The sequence below is a fragment of the Streptomyces sp. B93 genome, assembly GCF_018070565.1.
Taxonomy (GTDB): domain Bacteria; phylum Actinomycetota; class Actinomycetes; order Streptomycetales; family Streptomycetaceae; genus Streptomyces.
In genome coordinates this window covers 26,844-46,166 of record NZ_JAGPXL010000016.1, presented here as the reverse complement: position 1 = coordinate 46,166, position 19,323 = coordinate 26,844, and the positions used below count along the sequence as shown (strand labels likewise).

17 protein-coding genes and 1 pseudogene are annotated in these 19,323 nt (G+C 72.1%); 10 read left to right on the top strand and 8 right to left on the bottom strand.

Going from position 1 to position 19,323, the window contains the following annotated elements; all coding sequences use genetic code 11:
* Positions 1–119: 119 nt before the first annotated feature.
* Positions 120–794: pseudogene (locus KBY47_RS17795) on the top strand (TrkA family potassium uptake protein); the annotation flags it as partial.
* A gap of 15 nt (positions 795–809) precedes the next feature.
* Here the strand turns inward: KBY47_RS17795 and KBY47_RS17790 are convergent.
* Together KBY47_RS17790 and KBY47_RS17785 are read right to left on the bottom strand one after the other, a co-directional pair.
* On the bottom strand, positions 810–1,658 hold the full coding sequence (locus KBY47_RS17790) for an ABC transporter permease (protein WP_210922134.1): 849 nt from the start codon (positions 1,656–1,658) through the stop codon (positions 810–812).
* The gene (locus tag KBY47_RS17785; protein WP_210922133.1) at positions 1,655–2,671 is read right to left on the bottom strand and encodes an ATP-binding cassette domain-containing protein; all 1,017 of its coding nucleotides are present in this window, start codon (positions 2,669–2,671) and stop codon (positions 1,655–1,657) included. Before KBY47_RS17785 ends, KBY47_RS17790 begins: the two co-directional genes overlap by 4 nt.
* Positions 2,672–2,842: 171 nt before the next feature.
* Between KBY47_RS17785 and KBY47_RS17780 the strand changes: the two genes are divergently transcribed.
* Positions 2,843–3,823 carry an NAD(P)H-quinone oxidoreductase gene (locus KBY47_RS17780; protein WP_210922132.1) on the top strand — a complete coding sequence of 327 codons (981 nt, stop codon included), beginning with the start codon at positions 2,843–2,845 and terminating at the stop codon, positions 3,821–3,823.
* Between the two features lie 6 nt (positions 3,824–3,829).
* On the opposite strand, the gene KBY47_RS17775 is transcribed toward KBY47_RS17780, so the two are convergent.
* Positions 3,830–4,132, bottom strand: coding sequence for a hypothetical protein (locus KBY47_RS17775; protein ID WP_210922131.1), 303 nt, complete (start codon positions 4,130–4,132; stop codon positions 3,830–3,832).
* A gap of 412 nt (positions 4,133–4,544) precedes the next feature.
* Between KBY47_RS17775 and KBY47_RS17770 the strand changes: the two genes are divergently transcribed.
* Both KBY47_RS17770 and KBY47_RS17765 read left to right on the top strand, forming a co-directional pair.
* Complete coding sequence (locus KBY47_RS17770) at positions 4,545–5,078, top strand: PadR family transcriptional regulator (protein ID WP_210922130.1); 534 nt, start codon at positions 4,545–4,547, stop codon at positions 5,076–5,078.
* Positions 5,079–5,115: 37 nt separating this feature from the next.
* On the top strand, positions 5,116–5,658 hold the full coding sequence (locus tag KBY47_RS17765) for a bacterial proteasome activator family protein (protein WP_210922129.1): 543 nt from the start codon (positions 5,116–5,118) through the stop codon (positions 5,656–5,658).
* 97 nt (positions 5,659–5,755) lie between these two features.
* Here KBY47_RS17765 and KBY47_RS17760 read toward each other — a convergent pair whose 3' ends face one another.
* Entirely contained in the window at positions 5,756–7,396 is a 1,641-nt protein-coding gene (locus tag KBY47_RS17760; protein WP_210922128.1) for a protein kinase, read from the bottom strand.
* Positions 7,397–7,777: 381 nt separating this feature from the next.
* Between KBY47_RS17760 and KBY47_RS17755 the strand changes: the two genes are divergently transcribed.
* Entirely contained in the window at positions 7,778–9,358 is a 1,581-nt protein-coding gene (locus KBY47_RS17755) for a protein kinase (RefSeq protein WP_210922127.1), read from the top strand.
* 63 nt (positions 9,359–9,421) lie between these two features.
* Here KBY47_RS17755 and KBY47_RS17750 read toward each other — a convergent pair whose 3' ends face one another.
* Entirely contained in the window at positions 9,422–10,438 is a 1,017-nt protein-coding gene (locus tag KBY47_RS17750) for a phosphotransferase (protein ID WP_210922126.1), read from the bottom strand.
* A 498-nt stretch (positions 10,439–10,936) separates the two neighbouring features.
* Here KBY47_RS17750 and pdhA point away from each other — a divergent pair, with 498 nt between their 5' ends.
* From pdhA to KBY47_RS17735, 3 genes are read left to right on the top strand one after another with little or no spacing between them, the layout of a single operon-like run.
* The gene (gene pdhA / locus KBY47_RS17745) at positions 10,937–12,118 is read left to right on the top strand and encodes a pyruvate dehydrogenase (acetyl-transferring) E1 component subunit alpha (protein ID WP_210922125.1); all 1,182 of its coding nucleotides are present in this window, start codon (positions 10,937–10,939) and stop codon (positions 12,116–12,118) included.
* A gap of 2 nt (positions 12,119–12,120) precedes the next feature.
* Entirely contained in the window at positions 12,121–13,101 is a 981-nt protein-coding gene (locus tag KBY47_RS17740) for an alpha-ketoacid dehydrogenase subunit beta (protein ID WP_210922124.1), read from the top strand.
* Between the two features lie 10 nt (positions 13,102–13,111).
* Positions 13,112–14,539 (top strand): dihydrolipoamide acetyltransferase family protein, encoded by a 1,428-nt coding sequence (locus tag KBY47_RS17735; protein WP_210922123.1) that lies wholly within the window; start codon positions 13,112–13,114, stop codon positions 14,537–14,539.
* A gap of 113 nt (positions 14,540–14,652) precedes the next feature.
* On the opposite strand, the gene KBY47_RS17730 is transcribed toward KBY47_RS17735, so the two are convergent.
* Entirely contained in the window at positions 14,653–15,447 is a 795-nt protein-coding gene (locus tag KBY47_RS17730) for a carbon-nitrogen family hydrolase (RefSeq protein ID WP_210922122.1), read from the bottom strand.
* A 182-nt stretch (positions 15,448–15,629) separates the two neighbouring features.
* On the opposite strand from KBY47_RS17730, the gene KBY47_RS17725 reads away from it, so the two are divergent.
* A complete protein-coding gene (locus KBY47_RS17725; protein ID WP_210922121.1) occupies positions 15,630–16,454 on the top strand; it encodes a maleylpyruvate isomerase family mycothiol-dependent enzyme in 825 nt (274 codons plus the stop codon).
* 82 nt (positions 16,455–16,536) lie between these two features.
* Positions 16,537–17,322 (top strand): cyclopropane-fatty-acyl-phospholipid synthase family protein, encoded by a 786-nt coding sequence (locus tag KBY47_RS17720; protein WP_210922120.1) that lies wholly within the window; start codon positions 16,537–16,539, stop codon positions 17,320–17,322.
* A gap of 4 nt (positions 17,323–17,326) precedes the next feature.
* Here the strand turns inward: KBY47_RS17720 and KBY47_RS17715 are convergent, their stop codons facing one another.
* The gene (locus KBY47_RS17715; RefSeq protein WP_210922119.1) at positions 17,327–18,637 is read right to left on the bottom strand and encodes a nitrate/nitrite transporter; all 1,311 of its coding nucleotides are present in this window, start codon (positions 18,635–18,637) and stop codon (positions 17,327–17,329) included.
* On the bottom strand, positions 18,634–19,296 hold the full coding sequence (locus tag KBY47_RS17710) for a GntR family transcriptional regulator (RefSeq protein WP_210922118.1): 663 nt from the start codon (positions 19,294–19,296) through the stop codon (positions 18,634–18,636). Before KBY47_RS17710 ends, KBY47_RS17715 begins: the two co-directional genes overlap by 4 nt.
* Positions 19,297–19,323 lie beyond the last annotated feature (27 nt).

Genomic DNA, 19,323 nt, shown 5'->3' with positions numbered 1-19,323 from the left:
TCCTGGCAACGCGGGCCCCCTGTGGTCCTGCTGATCCGGACAGTGGGCACCATGGTCTCCGACCGCTCGCGGTCACGCTCACCGGGTCACCCGTCCGTCACCTGCCCGCCCGACCCCACTGGAGAACTCACGTGCGCGACCACACCGTTGTCATCGGCTTCGGCACGAAGGGGCGGGCCACGATCCACGCCGTCTGCGCGGCCGGGCTGAGGAAGGACCAGGTCGCCGTCGTCGACACCTCGGCCAAGGTCATCGACGCGGCCATCGGCGAGGGCTACTCGGGCGTGGTCGGCGACGGCACGCGCAGCGATGTCCTGCGGCGGGCCGAGGTGCAGCGGGCCGGGCGGATCGTGATCTCGACGGGCCGGGACGACACCGCCGTACTGGTGGCGCTGACGGCCCGGCAGATCAACCAGGGAGCGAAGATCGTGGCCGCGGTGCGGGAGGAGGAGAACGCGCCGCTGCTGAAGCAGTCCGGCGCGGACGAGGTGGTCACCAGCTCGGGTGCGGCGGGGCGGCTGCTGGGACTGTCCGTGCTCAGCCCGGCGGCCGGTCTGGTGATGGAGGACCTGATCCGGCGCGGCACCGGACTGGAGATGGTGGAGCGGCCGGTGACCCGGGCGGAGGTGGGGCTGAGCCCGCGCGAGACGGACGACATGGTGGTGAGCGTCGTCCGCGGGCACCGGGTCCTCGGCTACGACGATCCGGCCATCGGGCGGCTGGAGCTGACCGACCGGCTGATCACCGTCGTACGGACCACGCCGGAGAAGAACCGGCGCGGGCCGCGCGACTGACGGGGTGGCAGAGGCCTACTTGCGGTTGTACAGCCGCATCGTGACCGGTCCGAAGACCAGGACGAACAGCGCGGCCCACCCGAGCGACCAGGCGATCTCGGCGGCGGGCCAGTCGCCCGCCATCAGTCCGCGCACCGCCGACGCCAGATGCGTGATCGGGCTGTTGTTGACGAAGGCCTGGAGCCAGCCCGGCATGGTGTGCGGGTCGACGAAGACGTTGGACAGGAAGGTGAGCGGGAAGATCACCATCATGCTGACGCCCATCACCGACTTCTCGGTGCGCAGCAGCAGCCCGAACATCGTCCAGATCCAGGAGAACGCGAAGGAGAACAGCACCAGCAGCGCGATCCCGACGAGCACACCGCCGACGCCGCCGTCCGGCCGGTAGCCGAGGATCATGCCGACCGTCAGCATCACCACGGACGCGATCGTGTAGCGCAGGGCGTCGCCGAGGAGATAGCCGACCATCACCGACGGCCGCCAGATCGGCAGGGTGCGGAACCGGTCGAAGACGCCCTTCTCGATGTCCGTGTTGACCGAGACCCCGGTGTACATCGTGATCATCACGACCGACATCACCAGGATGCCGGGCAGCAGGAACTGGATGTACTCCTTCGGCGAACCGGCCAGCGCCCCGCCGAACAGGTACGTGTACATCAGCACCATCATGATCGGGAAGGCGGTGACGTCGAAGAGCTGCTCGGGTACGTGCTTGATCTTCAGGATCGCCCGCCAGCCGAAGGTCAGCGAGGCCGACCAGGCGCTCGGCCGCGGCGGACGCTCCCTGGCGACCAGCAGCGCGGCGAGCGACTCGGCGCTGACGGGGGCGAGTTCCTTGGTCTCGGTGGTGGTCGCGGTGCTCATGCCGCCGCCTCGCTCTCGGTGCCGTCGGGGGAACCGGCATGCGTGTCATGGCCGGTGAGGGCGAGGAACACCTCGTCCAGACTGGGCTGACCCAGCGAGAAGTTGTCCACGACGACGCCGCCGCGGGCCAGTTCCGCCAGCGCCCGCGCCGCCTGCTCGGCCGCGCCCTGGCCGTTCGAAGCCCCGGCGCCCACCCGGGCCGTCAGCGCCACGGGATCGGGCTCCAGCTGCACATCGGCGTCCAGCGCCAGCCGCAGGACCTGCTCGGCCTGCGGGCGCTGCGCCGGGTCCCGCAGCCGCAGATGGACGGACCCGGCGCCCACGGACGCCTTCAGCTCGCCCTTGGTGCCCTCGGCGATCACCTTGCCGCGGTCGATGACCGCGATCCGGGACGCCAGCTGGTCGGCCTCGTCGAGGTACTGCGTGGTCAGCAGCACGGTGGTGCCCTGGGAGACGACCGCGCGCACGATGTCCCACACCTGGTTGCGGCTGCGCGGGTCGAGACCGGTGGTCGGCTCGTCCAGGAACAGCAGATCGGGGGTGTTGAGGATGGACGCGGCGATGTCGATACGGCGCCGCATACCGCCGGAGTAGTGCTTGACCTGCTTCCCGGCCGCCTCGGTCAGTCCGAACGCCGCCAGCAGCTGGTCGCCGCGCTCGCGTGCGGCCCGCTTGCCGTGCCCGAGGAGGCGGCCCAGCAGGACCAGGTTCTCGCTGCCGGTCAGGTCCTCGTCGACGGACGCGTACTGCCCGGTGAGGCTGACCCGGCCGCGCACCTCGTCGGCCTCGCGCACGACGTCGTGGCCGAAGACACGGGCCTCGCCGCCGTCCGGCCGCAGCAGGGTGGCGAGCATCTTGACGGTGGTGGTCTTTCCGGCGCCGTTGGGGCCGAGGACGCCGTAGACCGTGCCCGTCGGCACGGCGAGGTCGACGCCGTCGACGGCCCTGGTCTCACCGAACGTCTTCACCAGGCCCGCGGTCTCGATGGCCAGGCCTGGACTTCGCTCGCTCATGGTGGGGTGTCCTTCCGCGTACATGGGCTACGCATGGGGAGACCTTTACCGTCCCGCAAACTCATCGGTCCCGCACCGGAATTTCCTGCGGATCCGACCGACGACGCACCCCTGACTCCGTCCGGAGGCGGAAACGGATCGGCCGCAGGACCGAGGAGTAGCGTCCCCCGTATGCATGCGATCACGATTCCCGAACCTGGAGGGCCCGAGGCGCTGGTGTGGGACGAGGTCCCCGACCCGGTGCCCGGCGAGGGCGAGGTCCTGGTCGAGGTGGCGGCCAGCGCCGTCAACCGCGCCGACCTGCTGCAACGCCAGGGCTTCTACGACCCCCCGCCCGGCGCATCCCGCTACCCCGGCCTGGAGTGCTCCGGCCGGATCGCCGCGGTCGGACCCGGCGTCGGCGGCTGGTCGGTCGGCGACGAGGTGTGCGCCCTGCTGTCCGGCGGCGGCTACGCCGAGCGGGTCGCCGTCCCCGCCGGCCAGCTGCTGCCGCTGCCCGAGGGCGTCGGCCTGGTCGAGGCCGCCGCGCTGCCCGAGGTGACCTGCACGGTCTGGTCGAACGTCTTCATGGTCGCCCATCTGCGCCCTGGCGAGACCCTCCTCGTGCACGGCGGCTCCAGCGGCATCGGCACCATGGCCATCCAGCTCGCCAAGGCCGTCGGTGCCAAGGTCGCCGTCACCGCGGGCAGCGAGGAGAAGCTGGAGCGCTGCGCCGAGCTGGGCGCCGACATCCTGATCAACTACCGGGAGCAGGACTTCGTCGCCGAGATCAGGGAGGCCACCGGCGGCGCGGGCGCCGACGTGATCCTCGACAACATGGGTGCCAAGTACCTGGACCGCAACGTCAGGGCGCTGGCCGTGAACGGACGGCTGGCGATCATCGGGATGCAGGGCGGGGTCAAGGGCGAGCTGAACATCGGCGCGCTGCTCGCCAAGCGCGCCGCGATCAGCGCGACCTCGCTGCGGGCGCGCCCGCTGAGCGAGAAGGCGGCGATCGTCGCGGCCGTACGGGAGCATGTGTGGCCGCTGCTGTCCGGCGGTCATGTGCGGCCGGTCGTCGACCGTGAGCTGCCGATGCCGCAGGCGTCCGAGGCGCACCGGCTGCTGGAGGAGAGCGGTCACGTGGGCAAGGTCCTGCTGGTCACGTCCTGAACCGGCTCATCCGGCCCCGCGCCGCACCCGCAGCCCCACGAAGGCGAGCCCGAGCCCGAGGCCGATGAGGACCAGCCCGCTGCCGAGCGGCAGGATCCGCAGCACGGGCTCGGCGCCCCCGCCCGCCTGCCGTACGGGCTGCTCGGGCGGCGCGGGGGGCACGGGGACGGCCGTGGCCCGCTGCGGGGGCCCGGCGGACGCGGCGGGGGCCGTGGACGGCACCTCGGCCCCCGGCTCCACCGGCCGCCCGGGCCGCGCCCGCCCCTCCCCGGCGGAACTTCCGGCCCGCCGCGGGGCATCGCCGGACACGGACGGCAAGGGGGAGGACGGGGGGGATGCGGACACCGCGTACGCCGCTGGGGAGGCAGGCTTCGTGTATGCCGCCGGGGAGGACGAGGGGGGTGCGGACACCGCGTACGCCGCCGGGGAGGCAGGCTTCCTGTACGCCGCCGGGGGGGACGAAGGGGAGGGCGAAGGGGTGGCGGACACCGCGTCCGCCGTCGCGTGGCCGTACCCCGCGACGAAGCCCCCGGCCCCCCACCCGACCGCCACCGCGGCCACCACCGCCCCCCAGCGCACCAGACGCAGCCATGGAGTCACCCTCGTGACCCCCTCCCGGGCCGGACCCATCGAGCAGTCGGACCCTCCCAGCCTCACAGCGGCCGACGAAGGCGGCACTCGGGGCTCCGCCGATGGGCCGACCCCGCTGCACAATCCGCTTATGTCGATACGACACGGCCTGCTGGCCCTCCTGGAGCCGGGCTCCCGCTACGGCTCACAGCTGCGCACCGAGTTCGAGGCACGGACGGCGACGAGCTGGCCGCTCAACATCGGCCAGGTGTACACGACCCTCGGTCGTCTGGAACGGGACGGCATGGTCGTCCAGGAGGGCGTCGACGAGGCCCGGCGGGTGCGGTACGCGCTGACGGAGGCGGGCCGCGCCGAACTGCGGGCCTGGTACGCGCGGCCCGTAGAGCGGGCTACCCCGCCCCGGGACGAGCTGGCGATCAAGCTGGTGATGGCGGTCGCGGCGCCGGGCGTCGACGCGGGGCAGGTGCTGCGGACGCAGCGGCGCCATGTGACCGAGGCGCTCAGGACGTACGTACGCGAGCGGGAGCGGGCGCTCGCGCGGGCGGCGCCCGGACACCCGGAGGAGGTGGCGCGGCTGCTGCTGCTGGAACAGCGGGTCTGCCACGCGGAGGCGGAACTGCGCTGGCTCGACCACTGCGAGGCCCGGCTGTCGGGGCTGACCTGACGTCCGGTGTGCCATGGGTGTGGGGGAGAATGGCCGCATGGAGATGCCGAGGAACGAGAGGTCGCCGGAGAACGCCCAGCGGATCCTGGTCGTGGGCCAGGACGGCATGGCACTCGGCGGCGGCGGGGACGACGACTCCCACGAGACCCCGGTGACGGAGCAGGTCGAGCAGCCTGCCAAGGTCATGCGGATCGGCAGCATGATCAAGCAGCTTCTTGAGGAGGTGCGCGCGGCTCCCCTCGACGAGGCCAGCCGGGTCCGCCTCAAGGAGATCCACGCCAGCTCGGTGAAGGAGCTGGAGGACGGTCTGGCGCCGGAGCTGGTGGAGGAGCTGGAGCGGCTGTCGCTGCCGTTCACCGACGAGGCCACCCCGAGCGACGCGGAACTGCGGATCGCCCAGGCTCAGTTGGTCGGCTGGCTGGAGGGCCTGTTCCACGGCATCCAGACCACCCTGTTCGCGCAGCAGATGGCGGCCAGGGCCCAGCTGGAGCAGATGCGCCGGGCGCTTCCGCCGGGGGTCGCCCAGGAGATGGAGGACCACCAGGGGCCGGGGGGCCGTACGGGCGGGCCGTACCTGTAACCCGTACCCCCTCGACCAGCCACATCCGGGCCCGGCATCGGCGATGCCGGGCCCTGACCCTGTCCGGGGTGTCCTTGTCCGGGGTCCTCGTCCGGGGTCAGGAGGGCGGGTTGCCCGTGGACACACTCAGCTCGATGTCGGGCATCTTGTTGGGGTCGACGTCCGTGCCCGCCGAGGGGAACTGCTGCATGACGGCGCCCTCGCCGTAGGTGTTCTCGTTGACGTCCTTGATGTCCAGCTGCCAGCCCGCGGCCTGCGCGCACTTCTTCACCGAGTCGATGTGCTTGTACCGGAAGTCCGGGAGCTGGATCAGGTCCGGGTCGTTGTACGACTCGTGCGGCTCGCTGCACTCTGTCTCGTCGATCTTCTTCGACGTGTCCGGGCCGCGGTAGCCCGCCTCCTGGGTCTCCGAGGCCGACACCGAGGGATCGGCGGAGCCCTCCGCCCCGCCGCCGCCCTCGTCGCCCCCGCCGTTCATCATCAGGGCGGCGATCAGCCCGCCGACGGCGAGCAGGGACACCACGACCGAGCCGACGATCACGGGCTTGTTCCGGCCCCCACCGCCCGAGGGCCCCTGCGGGGTGATGTTGTACGGCGGCGGCGTCGACGGGCCCTGCGGGGTGTACGCGGACGGGTTCGGGGTCTGGTAGCCGCCCTGCTGCGGATAGCCGTACGCCGGGGAGGGCGCCGACGGGTGCGGGGTGTTGTACGGGTTCGGCTGCGGGGCCGGCTGGTACGGCGTCTGGACGCCGCTCTGGGGCGCCGGGGCGGACTGGTCGACCGGCGGGAACACCGCGGAGCCGACTCCGGCGCCGCTCGGTGTCTGCGCGCCGGGCACGATGCTCGGCGCGGCGGCGTGGAAGGAGGACGCCACGCGCAGGCACTCCTCGCGCATGGCGTCGGCGGTCGGGAAGCGCTCGTTCGGGTTCTTCCGCAGCGCGCGGGCGACGAGCGCGTCCACGGCGGGCGGCAGCGAGCGGTTGACGCCGGACGGAGCCACCGGCTCCTCCTGCACATGCGCGTACGCGATGGCCAGCGGCGAGTCCGCGTCGAACGGGAGCCGCCCGGTGACCAGCTGGAACAGCATGATGCCGACCGAGTACAGGTCGGAGCGGGCGTCCACGCCGCGGCCGAGGGCCTGTTCGGGGGAGAGGTACTGCGGGGTGCCGACGACCATGCCGGTCTGCGTCATCGACGTCACCCCGGACTGCATGGCGCGGGCGATGCCGAAGTCCATGACCTTGACCACGCCGCGCTTGGTCATCATCACGTTGCCCGGCTTGATGTCGCGGTGGACCAGCCCCGCCTCGTGGCTGATCTCCAGCGCGGCCAGCACGTCCGCGGTGATCTTGAGCGCCTTGTCGGCGGGCATCGCGCCGTACTGCCGCACGTCCTGGTCGAGGACCGAGCCGAGGGGACGGCCCTCGACGTACTCCATGACGATGTACGGCGTCATCACGCCGTCGACGTCGTCCTCGCCGGTGTCGAACACCGAGACGATGTTGGTGTGGGTGAGCTTGGCCACGGCCTGGGCCTCGCGGCGGAACCGCTCGCGGAACGCCTGCTCGCGGCCCAGCTCGGTGTGCAGGGTCTTGATCGCGACCTGGCGGTCCAGCACGGAGTCGTAGGCGAGGTGCACGGAGGCCATGCCGCCCTGGCCGAGCAGATCACGCAGTTGATAGCGGCCACCCGCGATCGCCCGCCCCGCGTACTGGTTGTGCGCGCCGTCCTGGCTCATCTCTCCGTGTCCCCCATACAGCCCGTGGCGCCGCCGACCGTCCTTCGGGCCACCGCCTGGCCCCCGTCAGGATCTGCCTGGACCTGTCTTGATCCAAAGTGTCTATTCCCGGCCAAGTCTGCCCCAGGGCACTGACACGTCAAGCTCGGTGCCCGTTCCGTGACCGTACGCGAAAGAAGCGTCGCGGAAGCGTTACAGCGGGCCTACGCCCGGTACACAGGATTTGCACGGCGGAGCGTCAGCGCGGTTTCATGGCCGGTCCGTCTCGGGCCGGTCCCGGCACCCATAGCGGACCGGCGGTTGGCGCGGAGGCTGTAGCGTGGCCGACGGAGACCGTAACAACACCGCGCGCACCGCGGGCAGAAACGACGGCGAGGACTGATGGCACAGCAGCAGCGCGCTCAGGGCCCGTCCGACCCCGAGGCGACTGGCGGCGGCATCTCGGACGCGCCGGAGACCTGGGGCAACGGAGGGCTTGTCGGGGACGGCCGGTACCGGCTCACCCGCAGGCTCGGCCGGGGCGGCATGGCCGAGGTGTTCGCGGCCGAGGACGTACGCCTCGGGCGCACCGTGGCGGTCAAGCTGCTCCGCGCGGATCTCGCCGAGGACCCGGTCTCCAAGGCCCGCTTCACGCGCGAGGCACAGTCCGTCGCCGGGCTGAACCACCACTCCATCGTCGCCGTGTACGACTCCGGCGAGGACGTCGTCGGCGGTCAGTCGGTGCCGTACATCGTGATGGAGATCGTCGAGGGGCGGACCATCCGCGATCTGCTCATCAACGCCGAGGCGCCCGGCCCGGAGCAGGCCCTGATCATCGTCTCGGGGGTGCTGGAGGCGCTCGCCTACTCGCACCAGCACGGCATCGTGCACCGCGACATCAAGCCCGCCAACGTGATCATCACCGACAACGGTGCCGTCAAGGTGATGGACTTCGGCATCGCGCGCGCCCTGCACGGCGCGTCCACGACGATGACGCAGACCGGCATGGTCATGGGCACCCCGCAGTACCTCTCCCCGGAGCAGGCGCTCGGCAAGGCCGTCGACCACCGCTCCGACCTGTACGCGACGGGCTGTCTGCTCTACGAACTGCTCGCCCTGCGCCCGCCGTTCGTCGGCGAGACCCCGCTGTCGGTGGTCTACCAGCACGTCCAGGACATCCCGACGCCGCCGTCCGAGGTCTCCGACGCGGTGCCGCCGGAGCTGGACGGCCTGGTGATGCGCTCGCTCGCCAAGGAGCCCGACGACCGCTTCCAGACCGCCGAGGAGATGCGCGGCCTGGTCCAGTACGGCCTCCAGATGCTGTACGACCAGGGCGGGCACACCGGCACCTGGAACACCGGGCCGGTGGCCGGCCACGACGGGCGCAAGACCGCGGTGATGGGCATGGCGGGCACCTCCGTCATGCCGCACCCCGACGCCTCCGGCACCACTCAGATCCCGCAGCCGATCCTGCCCTCCGGCTACGGCGGCGGGGACGACGGCGGCTTCGAGGGCCACGGCAACAAGGGCAGCGGTCGCGGCAAGCTGTGGATCCTCGCGGTGCTCGCGGTGATCGCCATCGCCGCCGGGGTCGCACTGGCCCTGAACAACGGCGACGGCGGGGAGGGCGGTCCCGGCACCACGCAGTCGCCGACGGTCTCCCAGACCACCACCGACGAGGAGGCCAGTCCGACGCCGAGCGAGGACGCCACCGAGGAGGAGACGGACCCCGGCACGGACCAGGGCACCGGCACCGGCGGCGACTGGAACTGGACGCCGACGCCGACACCGTCGTGGACGCCGTCGCCGACGCCCACCGACGACCCCACGGACACCCAGCCGACGAACACCGCGCCGACCGACACGGAGCCCACGGACACCGAGCCGACCGACACGGAGCCCACGGACACCGAGCCGACCGACACCGAGACGGGCGGCACGGAGGGCGGCACCGGGAGCCTGGAAGGTGCCCTGGGGGGCTGAGGCCCCCACCGAGGCCTGGCGCTGGGGGGGGCTGAGACCCCCACCGGGGCCTGAGGGCGGCCCTCACTCCACGAACGCGTCGCACACCGCGTCGTACTCGCGCGTCCACCACACCGCGAGCGCGGAGGCGGCCGGGAACTGCGGGTCCGCGCGGGTGTCGCCGCGCTCGTAGTGCCAGCGCAGCATCCAGAAGTCGTTCAGCCGCTCCCACCACACCCGGTGCACGGCCGCCGCGAGCTGCGAGGGCGTGGCCTGGGCGGCGCGCCGGTACGCGCGCGCGTACGCCCGCGCCTTCGTCAGGTCGAGGGTTCCGTCGGGCCGTACGAAGAAGATCGCGGCGGCGCGTACGGCCTCCTCGCCGCGGGGCTGCACGCCGAGCCGGTCCCAGTCGACGATCGCGGCCGGGGCGTCGCCCCGGTACAGCAGGTTGAACGGGTGGAAGTCGCCGTGCACCCAGCCGACCGAGCCACCGCGCGGGGGACGCCGGTCGGCGTGCCGTTCCAGCAGGGCGCGGCGCTCCAGGAGGCGGTGGTGGGCCAGTTCGTCGAAGGAGTCGGCGGGGCGGTGGCGGCGCACCCGCGCGAGCAGGTCGTCGATGAGGGCGAAGGTCTCGGCCGGGTCGGCGCTGCGCACGGGGTGCGGGCTGGTGGCGGGGGCGGTGCGCCCCTTCGGCGGCATCACCCGTTCCAGACCGGCGTGTACGGCGCCCAACAGCGCGCCCAGCCGGGTGCACTGGCCGGTGGTGAGCTGGCCGCCGTGCCGGTGGCGGCCGTCGATCCAGGGGTGCAGCGCATAGGTGTGGCCGCCGACGACGGCGACCGTACGGCCGTCCCGCCCGGCCAGCGGCGGGGCCACCGGGACGCCCAGGCCGGCGAGGCGCTGGGTGGCCCGGTGGCGGCGTTCCAGGGCGGCCGGGTCGGCGGTCTCGGGGTCGAAGTGGTGCTTGAGGAAGTAGTGGCCGCTGGTCGTGCGGAGCCGGTAGCCGCGGTTCAGCAGGCCTTGGTCGACGGGTTCGCAGGTGAGCGCCGAACCGGCGGCGTAGCGGCGGAGCAGGTCGCCCAACGGGGGCGCATGGGGCATGGGGGGTGGTACACACGGGCGCGACACGCGGCAGATGCTAGGGCACGAAAAACGCCGCTGAGCTGGGGGTAATCACAGAACGTCGCACTCTGTCACTTTCGGTCACAGCTGATGCTGCTCCATTCAGTGCGGCTGATCGGCTTGATTTTTCCGTGGTCGTCAGCTCTTCCCGTGACCTCGGTCACCGGGTTAACGTGCCGTTGTTCCGGCCCTCTGCAAGGCTGTGACCAGCAGCTGTCCCCTGATTCCCGGATTTACTTGGAAATCCAAGCAAAAACGCAGGTCAGATGGGGTTTCACAGAAATGTGCGGCTATAGGTAACGTGCTTTTTGCAGGGCGCTCGCCGGGGCACCTGTCACGCCTGGTCCCGACCGAGCGCACCCACCCTGTGCGCCCTGCCCGGATCGGGTGAGCCGCTCCCCCAAGCTCCTTAAAGGGAGCAGGGGGGACCCCCAGGCACCCGGCGAACCCGGGGGCCGGACCGACGGAGGAGCACACGTGACCGTGGAGAGCACTGCCGCGCGCAAGCCGCGACGCAGCGCCGGAGGCAAGAGCACGGCCGGCAAGCGCACGACCGCCAGGACGCCGGGCACCGAGCCCGAGCTCGTGCAGCTGCTGACGCCCGAGGGCGAGCGCGTCAAGAACGCCGAGTACGACAAGTACGTCGCCCAGATCACGCCCGAGGATCTGCGCGGCCTGTACCGCGACATGGTCCTCACCCGCCGTTTCGACGCCGAGGCCACCGCACTCCAGCGCCAGGGCGAGCTGGGCCTGTGGGCCTCGCTGCTCGGCCAGGAGGCCGCCCAGATCGGCTCCGGCCGGGCGCTGCGCGACGACGACTACGTCTTCCCGACCTACCGTGAGCACGGCGTCGCCTGGTGCCGCGGGGTCGACCCGACCAACCTGCTGGGCATGTTCCGCGGCGTGAACAACGGCGGCTGGGACCCGAACGGCAACAACTTCCACCTCTACACGATCGTCATCGGCTCCCAGACGCTGCACGCCACCGGCTACGCCATGGGCATCGCCAAGGACGGCGCGGACAGCGCGGTGATCGCCTACTTCGGTGACGGTGCCTCCAGCCAGGGCGACGTGGCGGAGTCCTTCACCTTCTCCGCGGTCTACAACGCCCCCGTGGTGTTCTTCTGCCAGAACAACCAGTGGGCGATCTCCGAGCCCACCGAGAAGCAGACCCGTGTCCCGCTCTACCAGCGCGCGCAGGGCTACGGCTTCCCCGGCGTCCGCGTCGACGGCAACGACGTGCTGGCCTGCCTCGCCGTGACCAAGTGGGCGCTGGAGCGTGCCCGCGGCGGCGAGGGGCCGACCCTGGTCGAGGCGTTCACCTATCGCATGGGCGCCCACACCACCTCCGACGACCCCACCCGCTACCGCGGCGACGAGGAGCGCCTCGCCTGGGAGGCGAAGGACCCGATCCTGCGCCTTCGCCGCTACCTGGAGGCCGCAAACCACGCGGACGAGGGATTCTTCGCGGAACTCGAGACCGAGAGCGAGGCGTTGGGCAGACGAGTGCGCGAAGCGGTCCGTGCCATGCCCGACCCGGACCACTTCGCCATCTTCGAGAACGTCTACGCGGACGGGCACGCGCTCGTCGACGAGGAGCGCGCCCAGTTCGCCGCCTACCAGGCGTCGTTCGCGGACGCAGAGGGACAGGGGGTCTGATCATGGCAGCCGAAAAGATGGCTCTGGCCAAGGCGATCAACGAGTCGCTGCGCCGTGCCCTGGACTCCGACCCCAAGGTCCTCGTCATGGGCGAGGACGTCGGCAAGCTCGGCGGCGTCTTCCGCGTCACCGACGGCCTCCAGAAGGACTTCGGCGAGAGCCGCGTCATCGACACCCCGCTCGCCGAGTCCGGCATCGTCGGCACGGCCATCGGCCTCGCCCTGCGCGGCTACCGCCCCGTCGTCGAGATCCAGTTCGACGGCTTCGTCTTCCCGGCGTACGACCAGATCGTCACCCAGCTGGCGAAGATGCACGCCCGCTCCCTGGGCAAGGTCAAGATGCCCGTCGTCGTGCGCATCCCCTACGGCGGCGGCATCGGCGCGGTCGAGCACCACTCGGAGTCCCCGGAGTCGCTGTTCGCCCATGTGGCGGGCCTGAAGGTCGTCAGCCCGTCCAACGCCTCGGACGCCTACTGGATGATGCAGCAGGCCATCCAGAGCGACGACCCGGTGATCTTCTTCGAGCCCAAGCGGAGGTACTGGGACAAGGCCGAGGTCAACACCGAGGCGATCCCCGGCCCGCTGCACAAGGCCCGCGTGGTCCGCGAGGGCACCGACCTCACCCTGGCCGCGTACGGCCCGATGGTGAAGACCTGCCTGGAGGTCGCCGACGCGGCCGCCGAGGAGGGCAAGAACCTGGAGGTCCTGGACCTGCGTTCGGTCTCCCCGCTCGACTTCGACTCCATCCAGGCGTCGGTGGAGAAGACCCGCCGCCTGGTGGTGGTCCACGAGGCCCCGGTGTTCTTCGGTTCGGGCGCGGAGATCGCGGCCCGCATCACCGAGCGCTGCTTCTACCACCTGGAGGCCCCGGTGCTCCGGGTCGGCGGCTACCACGCCCCGTACCCGCCGGCGCGCCTGGAGGAGGAGTACCTGCCGGGCCTGGACCGGGTGCTCGACGCCGTCGACCGTGCCCTGGCGTACTGAGGAGAGGGGCATGACGACGATGACTGAAGCGTCCGTACGTGAGTTCAAGATGCCCGACGTGGGCGAGGGACTCACCGAGGCCGAGATCCTCAAGTGGTACGTCCAGCCCGGTGACCAGGTCACCGACGGCCAGGTGGTGTGCGAGGTCGAGACGGCCAAGGCCGCGGTGGAGCTGCCGATCCCGTACGACGGCGTCGTGCGTGAGCTGCGCTTCCCCGAGGGCACCACGGTCGACGTGGGCACGCCCATCATCACGGTGGACGTCGGCGGCGGCGGTGCCCCGGCGCCCGAGGCCGCCCCCGAGGCGGCGCCGGAGCCGGAGGAGCCCAAGGCGGAGGGCCGCCAGCCGGTCCTCGTCGGCTACGGAGTGGCGGCCACCTCGACCCGCCGCCGCCCTCGCAAGGGTCCCGAGGTCCAGGTGCAGTCGGCCTCCGCGGCGATCCAGTCGGAGCTGAACGGCCACGGCACGGCACCGGCCGCGCCCGCGGCGCCCGCCGCGACCGCCGCCCCCACCGGCCAGCGCCCGCTGGCCAAGCCCCCGGTGCGCAAGCTGGCCAAGGACCTGGGCGTCGACCTGACGACGGTCGTCCCGACCGGCCCCGACGGGATCATCACCCGCGAGGACGTGCACGCGGCGGCGGCCCCGCGGCAGGCGCCGGAGCCCGTGGCGGCCCCGACGGCCCCGGCCGAGGCCCCCGCTCCGGCGTCCGCGGCCGTCCCGGCGTCGTACGACACCGCGCGTGAGACCCGGATCCCCGTCAAGGGTGTCCGCAAGGCGACGGCGGCGGCGATGGTCGGCTCGGCGTTCACGGCGCCGCACGTCACCGAGTTCGTGACGGTCGACGTGACGCGCACGATGAAGCTCGTCGAGGAGCTGAAGCAGGACAAGGAGTTCACCGGCCTGCGGGTGAACCCCCTCCTCCTGATCGCCAAGGCCCTCCTGGTCGCCATCCGGCGCAACCCCGACATCAACGCCTCCTGGGACGAGGCCAGCCAGGAGATCGTGGTCAAGCACTACGTCAACCTGGGCATCGCCGCGGCCACCCCGCGCGGGCTGCTCGTCCCGAACATCAAGGACGCGCAAGCCAAGACCCTGCCGCAGCTGGCGGAGTCGCTGGGCGAGCTGGTGTCGACCGCCCGTGAGGGCAAGACGTCCCCCGCCGCCATGCAGGGCGGCACGGTGACGATCACCAACGTCGGCGTCTTCGGCGTCGACACCGGCACGCCGATCCTCAACCCCGGCGAGTCGGCGATCCTCGCGGTCGGCGCGATCAAGCTCCAGCCGTGGGTGCACAAGGGCAAGGTCAAGCCCCGCCAGGTCACCACCCTGGCCCTGAGCTTCGACCACCGCCTGGTCGACGGCGAGCTGGGCTCCAAGGTCCTCGCGGACATCGCCGCGATCCTGGAGCAGCCGAAGCGGCTGATGACCTGGGCGTGAGCCGAGCCCAGGGCGGCGGTTGCCGCTGAAGCGAGGACGGCCCCTGCCGCCGGGAAACCGGGGTCAGGGGCCGTCTCCCGCATCCGGGAGACCGGGGCCAGGCCGTCCGTTGTTCACCGCCGGGGTTCGGCCAGCCCCAGCACCCGGTCCTTCAGCGCCGGGAACTGCTCCCTGGTGGCCTCGACCTTCCCGATGTCGACCGACACGGAGAGCACCTCCTCGCCGGGTCCCGCCTCGCCGACCACGTCGCCCCACGGATCCACCACGATCGAGTGACCCGCCTGCGGAACTCCCGCATGCGTCCCGGCCGTTCCACAGGCAAGCACGAACGCCTGGTTCTCCACCGCCCGCGCCCGAGCCAGCAGCGTCCAGTGCTCCCGTCGCCGCTCCGGCCACCCGGCCGGGACGACGAAGCCCTCGGCACCAGCGTCCACAAGCCCACGGAAGAGTTCGGGGAAACGGAGGTCGTAACAGGTGGCCAGCCCCAGCACGGTCCCCGCCGGCCGCGCGGTCACCAGCTCCCGCCCCGCGCCCATCAGCACGGCCTCGCCCTTGTCGAAGCCGAAGCGGTGGATCTTGCGGTAGGCGGCGGCCAGGTCACCGGCAGGAGAGAAGACCAGGGAGGTGTTGTAGAGGGTCCCGTCCGCGTCCCGCTCCGGGATCGAGCCCGCGTGCAGCCAGAGGCCCGCGTCGCTCGCCGCCTTCGCCATCGCCTCGTGCGTCGGCCCCTCCAGTGGCTCCGCCTCGTCGGCGAACACCCGGTAGGCGAACGCGCCGGTGGTCCACAGCTCCGGCAGCACCACCAGATCGGCTCCGGCCTGCTCCCTGACCAGCGAAGCGACTCGACGTCGGCGTGAATCAACCGATTCGTCGTCATCTACGGCGATTTGGAGAAGGGAGGCGCGCACACTACCACCGTCCTGGCATTCGAGCCGCTCATACGGGCCTACGATCGTCACACGAAAGCACTGCCGGGGTGCCGCACAGCAGCGTAACTTAGCGTTCCACGACACCCGCCGACAGCCGCCACCTCCCGCTGGCAACGCCGCCACCAACTGCCCGAGTACCAACCGCCGAGGGGTCCCGTTCCGTGAGTCTGCATCCCACTCTCCAGCCCTACGCCGACGCCTGGACCCACTCCATCGAAGCGATATCCGAGCTGGTGGGGCCCCTGGTGGAGGCCGACTGGAACCGGCGCACCCCGTGTCCGGGCTGGTCCGTCCGCGACATCGTCTCCCATGTCATCGGCCTCGACTGCGAGATGCTCGGCGACCCGCGCCCCATCCACACCCTCCCGCGCGACCTGTTCCATGTGACGAACGATCACCAGCGCTACATGGAGATGCAGGTGGACGTCCGCCGCCACCACACGGCGCCCGAGATGACCTCCGAGCTGGAGTACACGGTCATCCGCCGCAACCGGCAGCTGCGCAACGAGTCCCGGGACCCCGGCACCAAGGTGCGCGGCCCGCTCGGCGCCGAGCTGACCCTTGAGGAGGCCATGCGGGGCCACGCGTTCAACGTGTGGGTGCACGAACAGGACCTGCGCGCCGCCCTCGGCCGCCCCGGCAACCTCGACTCCCCCGGCGCCCTCGTCGCCCGGGACGTCCTGCTGGAGCGGCTCCCCGAGGTCGTCGCCGGACGGGCCGACGCGCCCCGCAGCTCGGCGATCGTCTTCGATGTGCACGGGCCGGTCGAGTTCCTGCGCACGGTCCGCGTCGACATCCAGGGCCGCGGCACCGTGGAGACCACCCCGGCGCTCGGCCCGGCCGCCACCCTCACCCTCGACTGGGAGACCTACGTCCGGCTGGCCTGCGGCCGGGTCGCCCTGGAGTCCGTGCAGGACCGGGTGAAGGCGGAGGGCGACCCGGAGCTGACGGCGGCCATCCTGCGGCACTTCACCGTGACGCCGTAACGCGCGACGGACGAGGGCCGGCCGACGCCGGGCGCCAGGAAATTCCCGGCGCCCGGGGCACCGCCCCAGTACGGTCCCGGACATGACCCCCTCTCAGCCTGCCACCGCCACCGACCTCCCGCCCCGCCTCACCCGCCTCACCTTCCACGGCCCGCTCTCCGAGGCCCGGGCGGACCGGATCGTAGGGCGGCTCGCCCAGGCGGCGCCCGCGTCCGCGACCGTGCTCGACATCGGCTGCGGCTGGGGCGAGTTGATGCTGCGGCTGCTGGCCGCCGTGCCCGGCGCGAGCGGTGTCGGCCTCGATCTGAACGCCGACGACCTGGACCGGGGCCGCCGCAACGCCGAGCGGCGCGGGCTCGCGGACCGGGTCCGGTTCCTTCAGGAGTCCGCGCAAGGCACCCCGCACGGCCCCGCCGACCTGGTGCTCTGCGTCGGCTCCAGCCAGGCGCTCGGCCCCGTCGAGCCGCCCCGGCACCTCCCCGAGGCGCTCGCCGCCCTGCGCCGACTGGTCAGCGACGACGGCCGGGTGCTGCTCGGAGAGGGCTTCTGGCAGCGCACCCCGACCGAGGCCGAGCTGTCCGGCATGTGGCCGGGCGCCTCCGCCACCGACCACCCCGGCCTCGGCACGCTGCTCGACCTCGCGGTGGCCGCCGGGTTCCGGCCCGAGTGGACGGAGACCGCGAACGCCGACGAGTGGGAGGAGTTCGAGTCGGCGTACCAGGCGGACACGGAGGTGTGGCTGGCCCGGCACGGCGACCATCCGCTGGCCGCCGTGACCCGGGAACGGCTCGACGGGCACCGCTCCCAGTGGATGAGCTACCGGGGCGTGCTCGGGCTCGCGTACCTCACCCTCGTACCGGTGATCTGAGCGCTCACGCCGGGACGTGCACCGTCTCCACCCGGCTGGCGACCAGCCGCTCGCGCTCCCGGCGGGCGGCGCGTCGGCGCAGCCGCAGGATCTGGCTCACGCCGAGCGCCTGGAGCACGAAGACGGACGAGAAGGCGACCGTGTAGTCGTCGTCGGTCGCGTCCAGCAGCACGCCCACCGCGAACAGCGTCGTCATCGAGGCCACGAAACCACCCATGTTGGTGATGCCGGAGGCGGTGCCCTGACGCTCCGGCGGGTTCGCGGGGCGGGCGAAGTCGAAGCCGAGCATCGAGGCCGGCCCACAGGCGCCCAGCACCACGCACAGCACGATCAGCAGCCACATCGGCGCCCGGTCCGCCCCGGTGAGCGCGGGGTGGAAGACGGTCGACGCCCACAGCAGCGCCGTAGCGCCCACCGTGCCCAGCGCGAGCGGCAGCCGCGCCCCGTGGTGCCGGGCGACGATCTGGCCGTAGACCAGGCCGATCACCATGTTCGACAGCACCACCAGCGTCAGCAGCTCACCGGCCGTGGCCCGGGACAGACCCTGCGCCTCGACGAGGAACGGCAGCCCCCACAGCAGCAGGAACACCATCGCCGGGAACTGGGTCGTGAAGTGCACCCACAGCCCCAGCCGGGTGCCCGGCTCCCGCCAGGAGGCGGCGATCTGCCGTCGTACATAGGCGGCGCCCCGGTGCGGGAAGGGCTGCGGTTCATGGCCCTCGGGGTGGTCCTTGAGGAAGAGCAGCAGCAGGACCAGGACGACGACACCGGCGAGCGCGCTGCCGGCGAACGCCGCGGTCCAGCCGACGCCGTGCAGCAGCCGGGCCAGGACCAGCGTGGAGACCAGGTTGCCCGCCATCCCGGCGAGCCCCGCGAGCTGCGCGATCAGCGGCCCGCGCCGGGCCGGGAACCAGCGGGTGCCGAGCCGCAGCACGCTGATGAACGTCATCGCGTCACCGCAGCCCAGCAGCGCCCGCGAGGCGAGCGCCGTGCCGTACGACGGGGAGAGCGCGAAGCCCAGCTGTCCGGCCGTGAACAGCACCACCCCGATGGTCAGCACCCGCTTGGTGCCGAGCCGGTCCACCAGCAGGCCCACGGGTATCTGCATGCCCGCGTAGACCAGCAGCTGGAGGATCGAGAAGGTGGACAGCGCGGAGGCGTTGACGCCGAAGCGGTCGGCGGCGTCGAGTCCGGCGACCCCCAGCGACGTACGGAAGATGACGGCGACGAAGTAGACCGAGACGCCGATGCCCCAGACGGCGAGGGCGCGGCGACCGCCGGGAGGATCACCCGGCAGGGTGCCGGTCCGGCTCACCGGACCTCACCCCGCGCCAGGTGCGAGAACCAGCCGATGTGCCGGTGGATGACGCCCACGGCCTCGTCGGCGTCGCCGGAGCGCAGCGCCGCCAGGATCTCCTCGTGCTCGGCGAGGGTCTTGGCGATCCGGTCGGGGTGGGAGTGCATGACGGCGACGCCCATCCGCAGCTGACGGTCGCGCAGCTGGTCGTAGAGGCGGGAGAGGATCTCGTTGCCGCCGCTGCGGACGATCTCGGCGTGGAAGCAGCGGTCGGTGACGGCGGCCCCGGCGAGGTCGCCCTCGGCGGCCTGCCGCTGCTGCTTCTCCAGCAGCTCCGCGAGCCGTTCGACGAGGCCCGGCGGGGCGGGTACGGCCTTGCGCGCGGCGTGCTCCTCGACCAGCAGCCGGGTCTCCACGACGTCCTTGATCTCCTGCGCGGAGACCGGCAGGACCAGCGCGCCCTTCTTCGGGTACAGCTTCAGCAGGCCCTCGACCTCCAGCCGCAGCAGCGCCTCGCGCACCGGGGTGCGGGAGACCCCGACGGCCTCGGCCAGCTCGCCCTCGGTGAGGAGGGTGCCGCCTTCGTAGCGGCGCTCCAGGACGGCCTGTTTGACGTGGGTGTAGACGCGGTCGGCGGCAGGGGGCTGTTTGACGGCGGTCACGTCGGCCAAGGTCATGCCGACAGGATAGATACAACACGTACG

Coding starts and splice junctions, on each gene's coding strand:
- KBY47_RS17790 (WP_210922134.1), bottom strand. CDS start 1,658: ATGAGCACCGCGACCACCACCGAGACCAAGGAACTCGCCCCCGTCAGC.
- KBY47_RS17785 (WP_210922133.1), bottom strand. CDS start 2,671: ATGAGCGAGCGAAGTCCAGGCCTGGCCATCGAGACCGCGGGCCTGGTG.
- KBY47_RS17780 (WP_210922132.1), top strand. CDS start 2,843: ATGCATGCGATCACGATTCCCGAACCTGGAGGGCCCGAGGCGCTGGTG.
- KBY47_RS17770 (WP_210922130.1), top strand. CDS start 4,545: ATGTCGATACGACACGGCCTGCTGGCCCTCCTGGAGCCGGGCTCCCGC.
- KBY47_RS17765 (WP_210922129.1), top strand. CDS start 5,116: ATGGAGATGCCGAGGAACGAGAGGTCGCCGGAGAACGCCCAGCGGATC.
- KBY47_RS17760 (WP_210922128.1), bottom strand. CDS start 7,396: ATGAGCCAGGACGGCGCGCACAACCAGTACGCGGGGCGGGCGATCGCG.
- KBY47_RS17755 (WP_210922127.1), top strand. CDS start 7,778: ATGGCACAGCAGCAGCGCGCTCAGGGCCCGTCCGACCCCGAGGCGACT.
- KBY47_RS17750 (WP_210922126.1), bottom strand. CDS start 10,438: ATGCCCCATGCGCCCCCGTTGGGCGACCTGCTCCGCCGCTACGCCGCC.
- KBY47_RS17740 (WP_210922124.1), top strand. CDS start 12,121: ATGGCAGCCGAAAAGATGGCTCTGGCCAAGGCGATCAACGAGTCGCTG.
- KBY47_RS17735 (WP_210922123.1), top strand. CDS start 13,112: ATGACGACGATGACTGAAGCGTCCGTACGTGAGTTCAAGATGCCCGAC.
- KBY47_RS17720 (WP_210922120.1), top strand. CDS start 16,537: ATGACCCCCTCTCAGCCTGCCACCGCCACCGACCTCCCGCCCCGCCTC.
- KBY47_RS17710 (WP_210922118.1), bottom strand. CDS start 19,296: ATGACCTTGGCCGACGTGACCGCCGTCAAACAGCCCCCTGCCGCCGAC.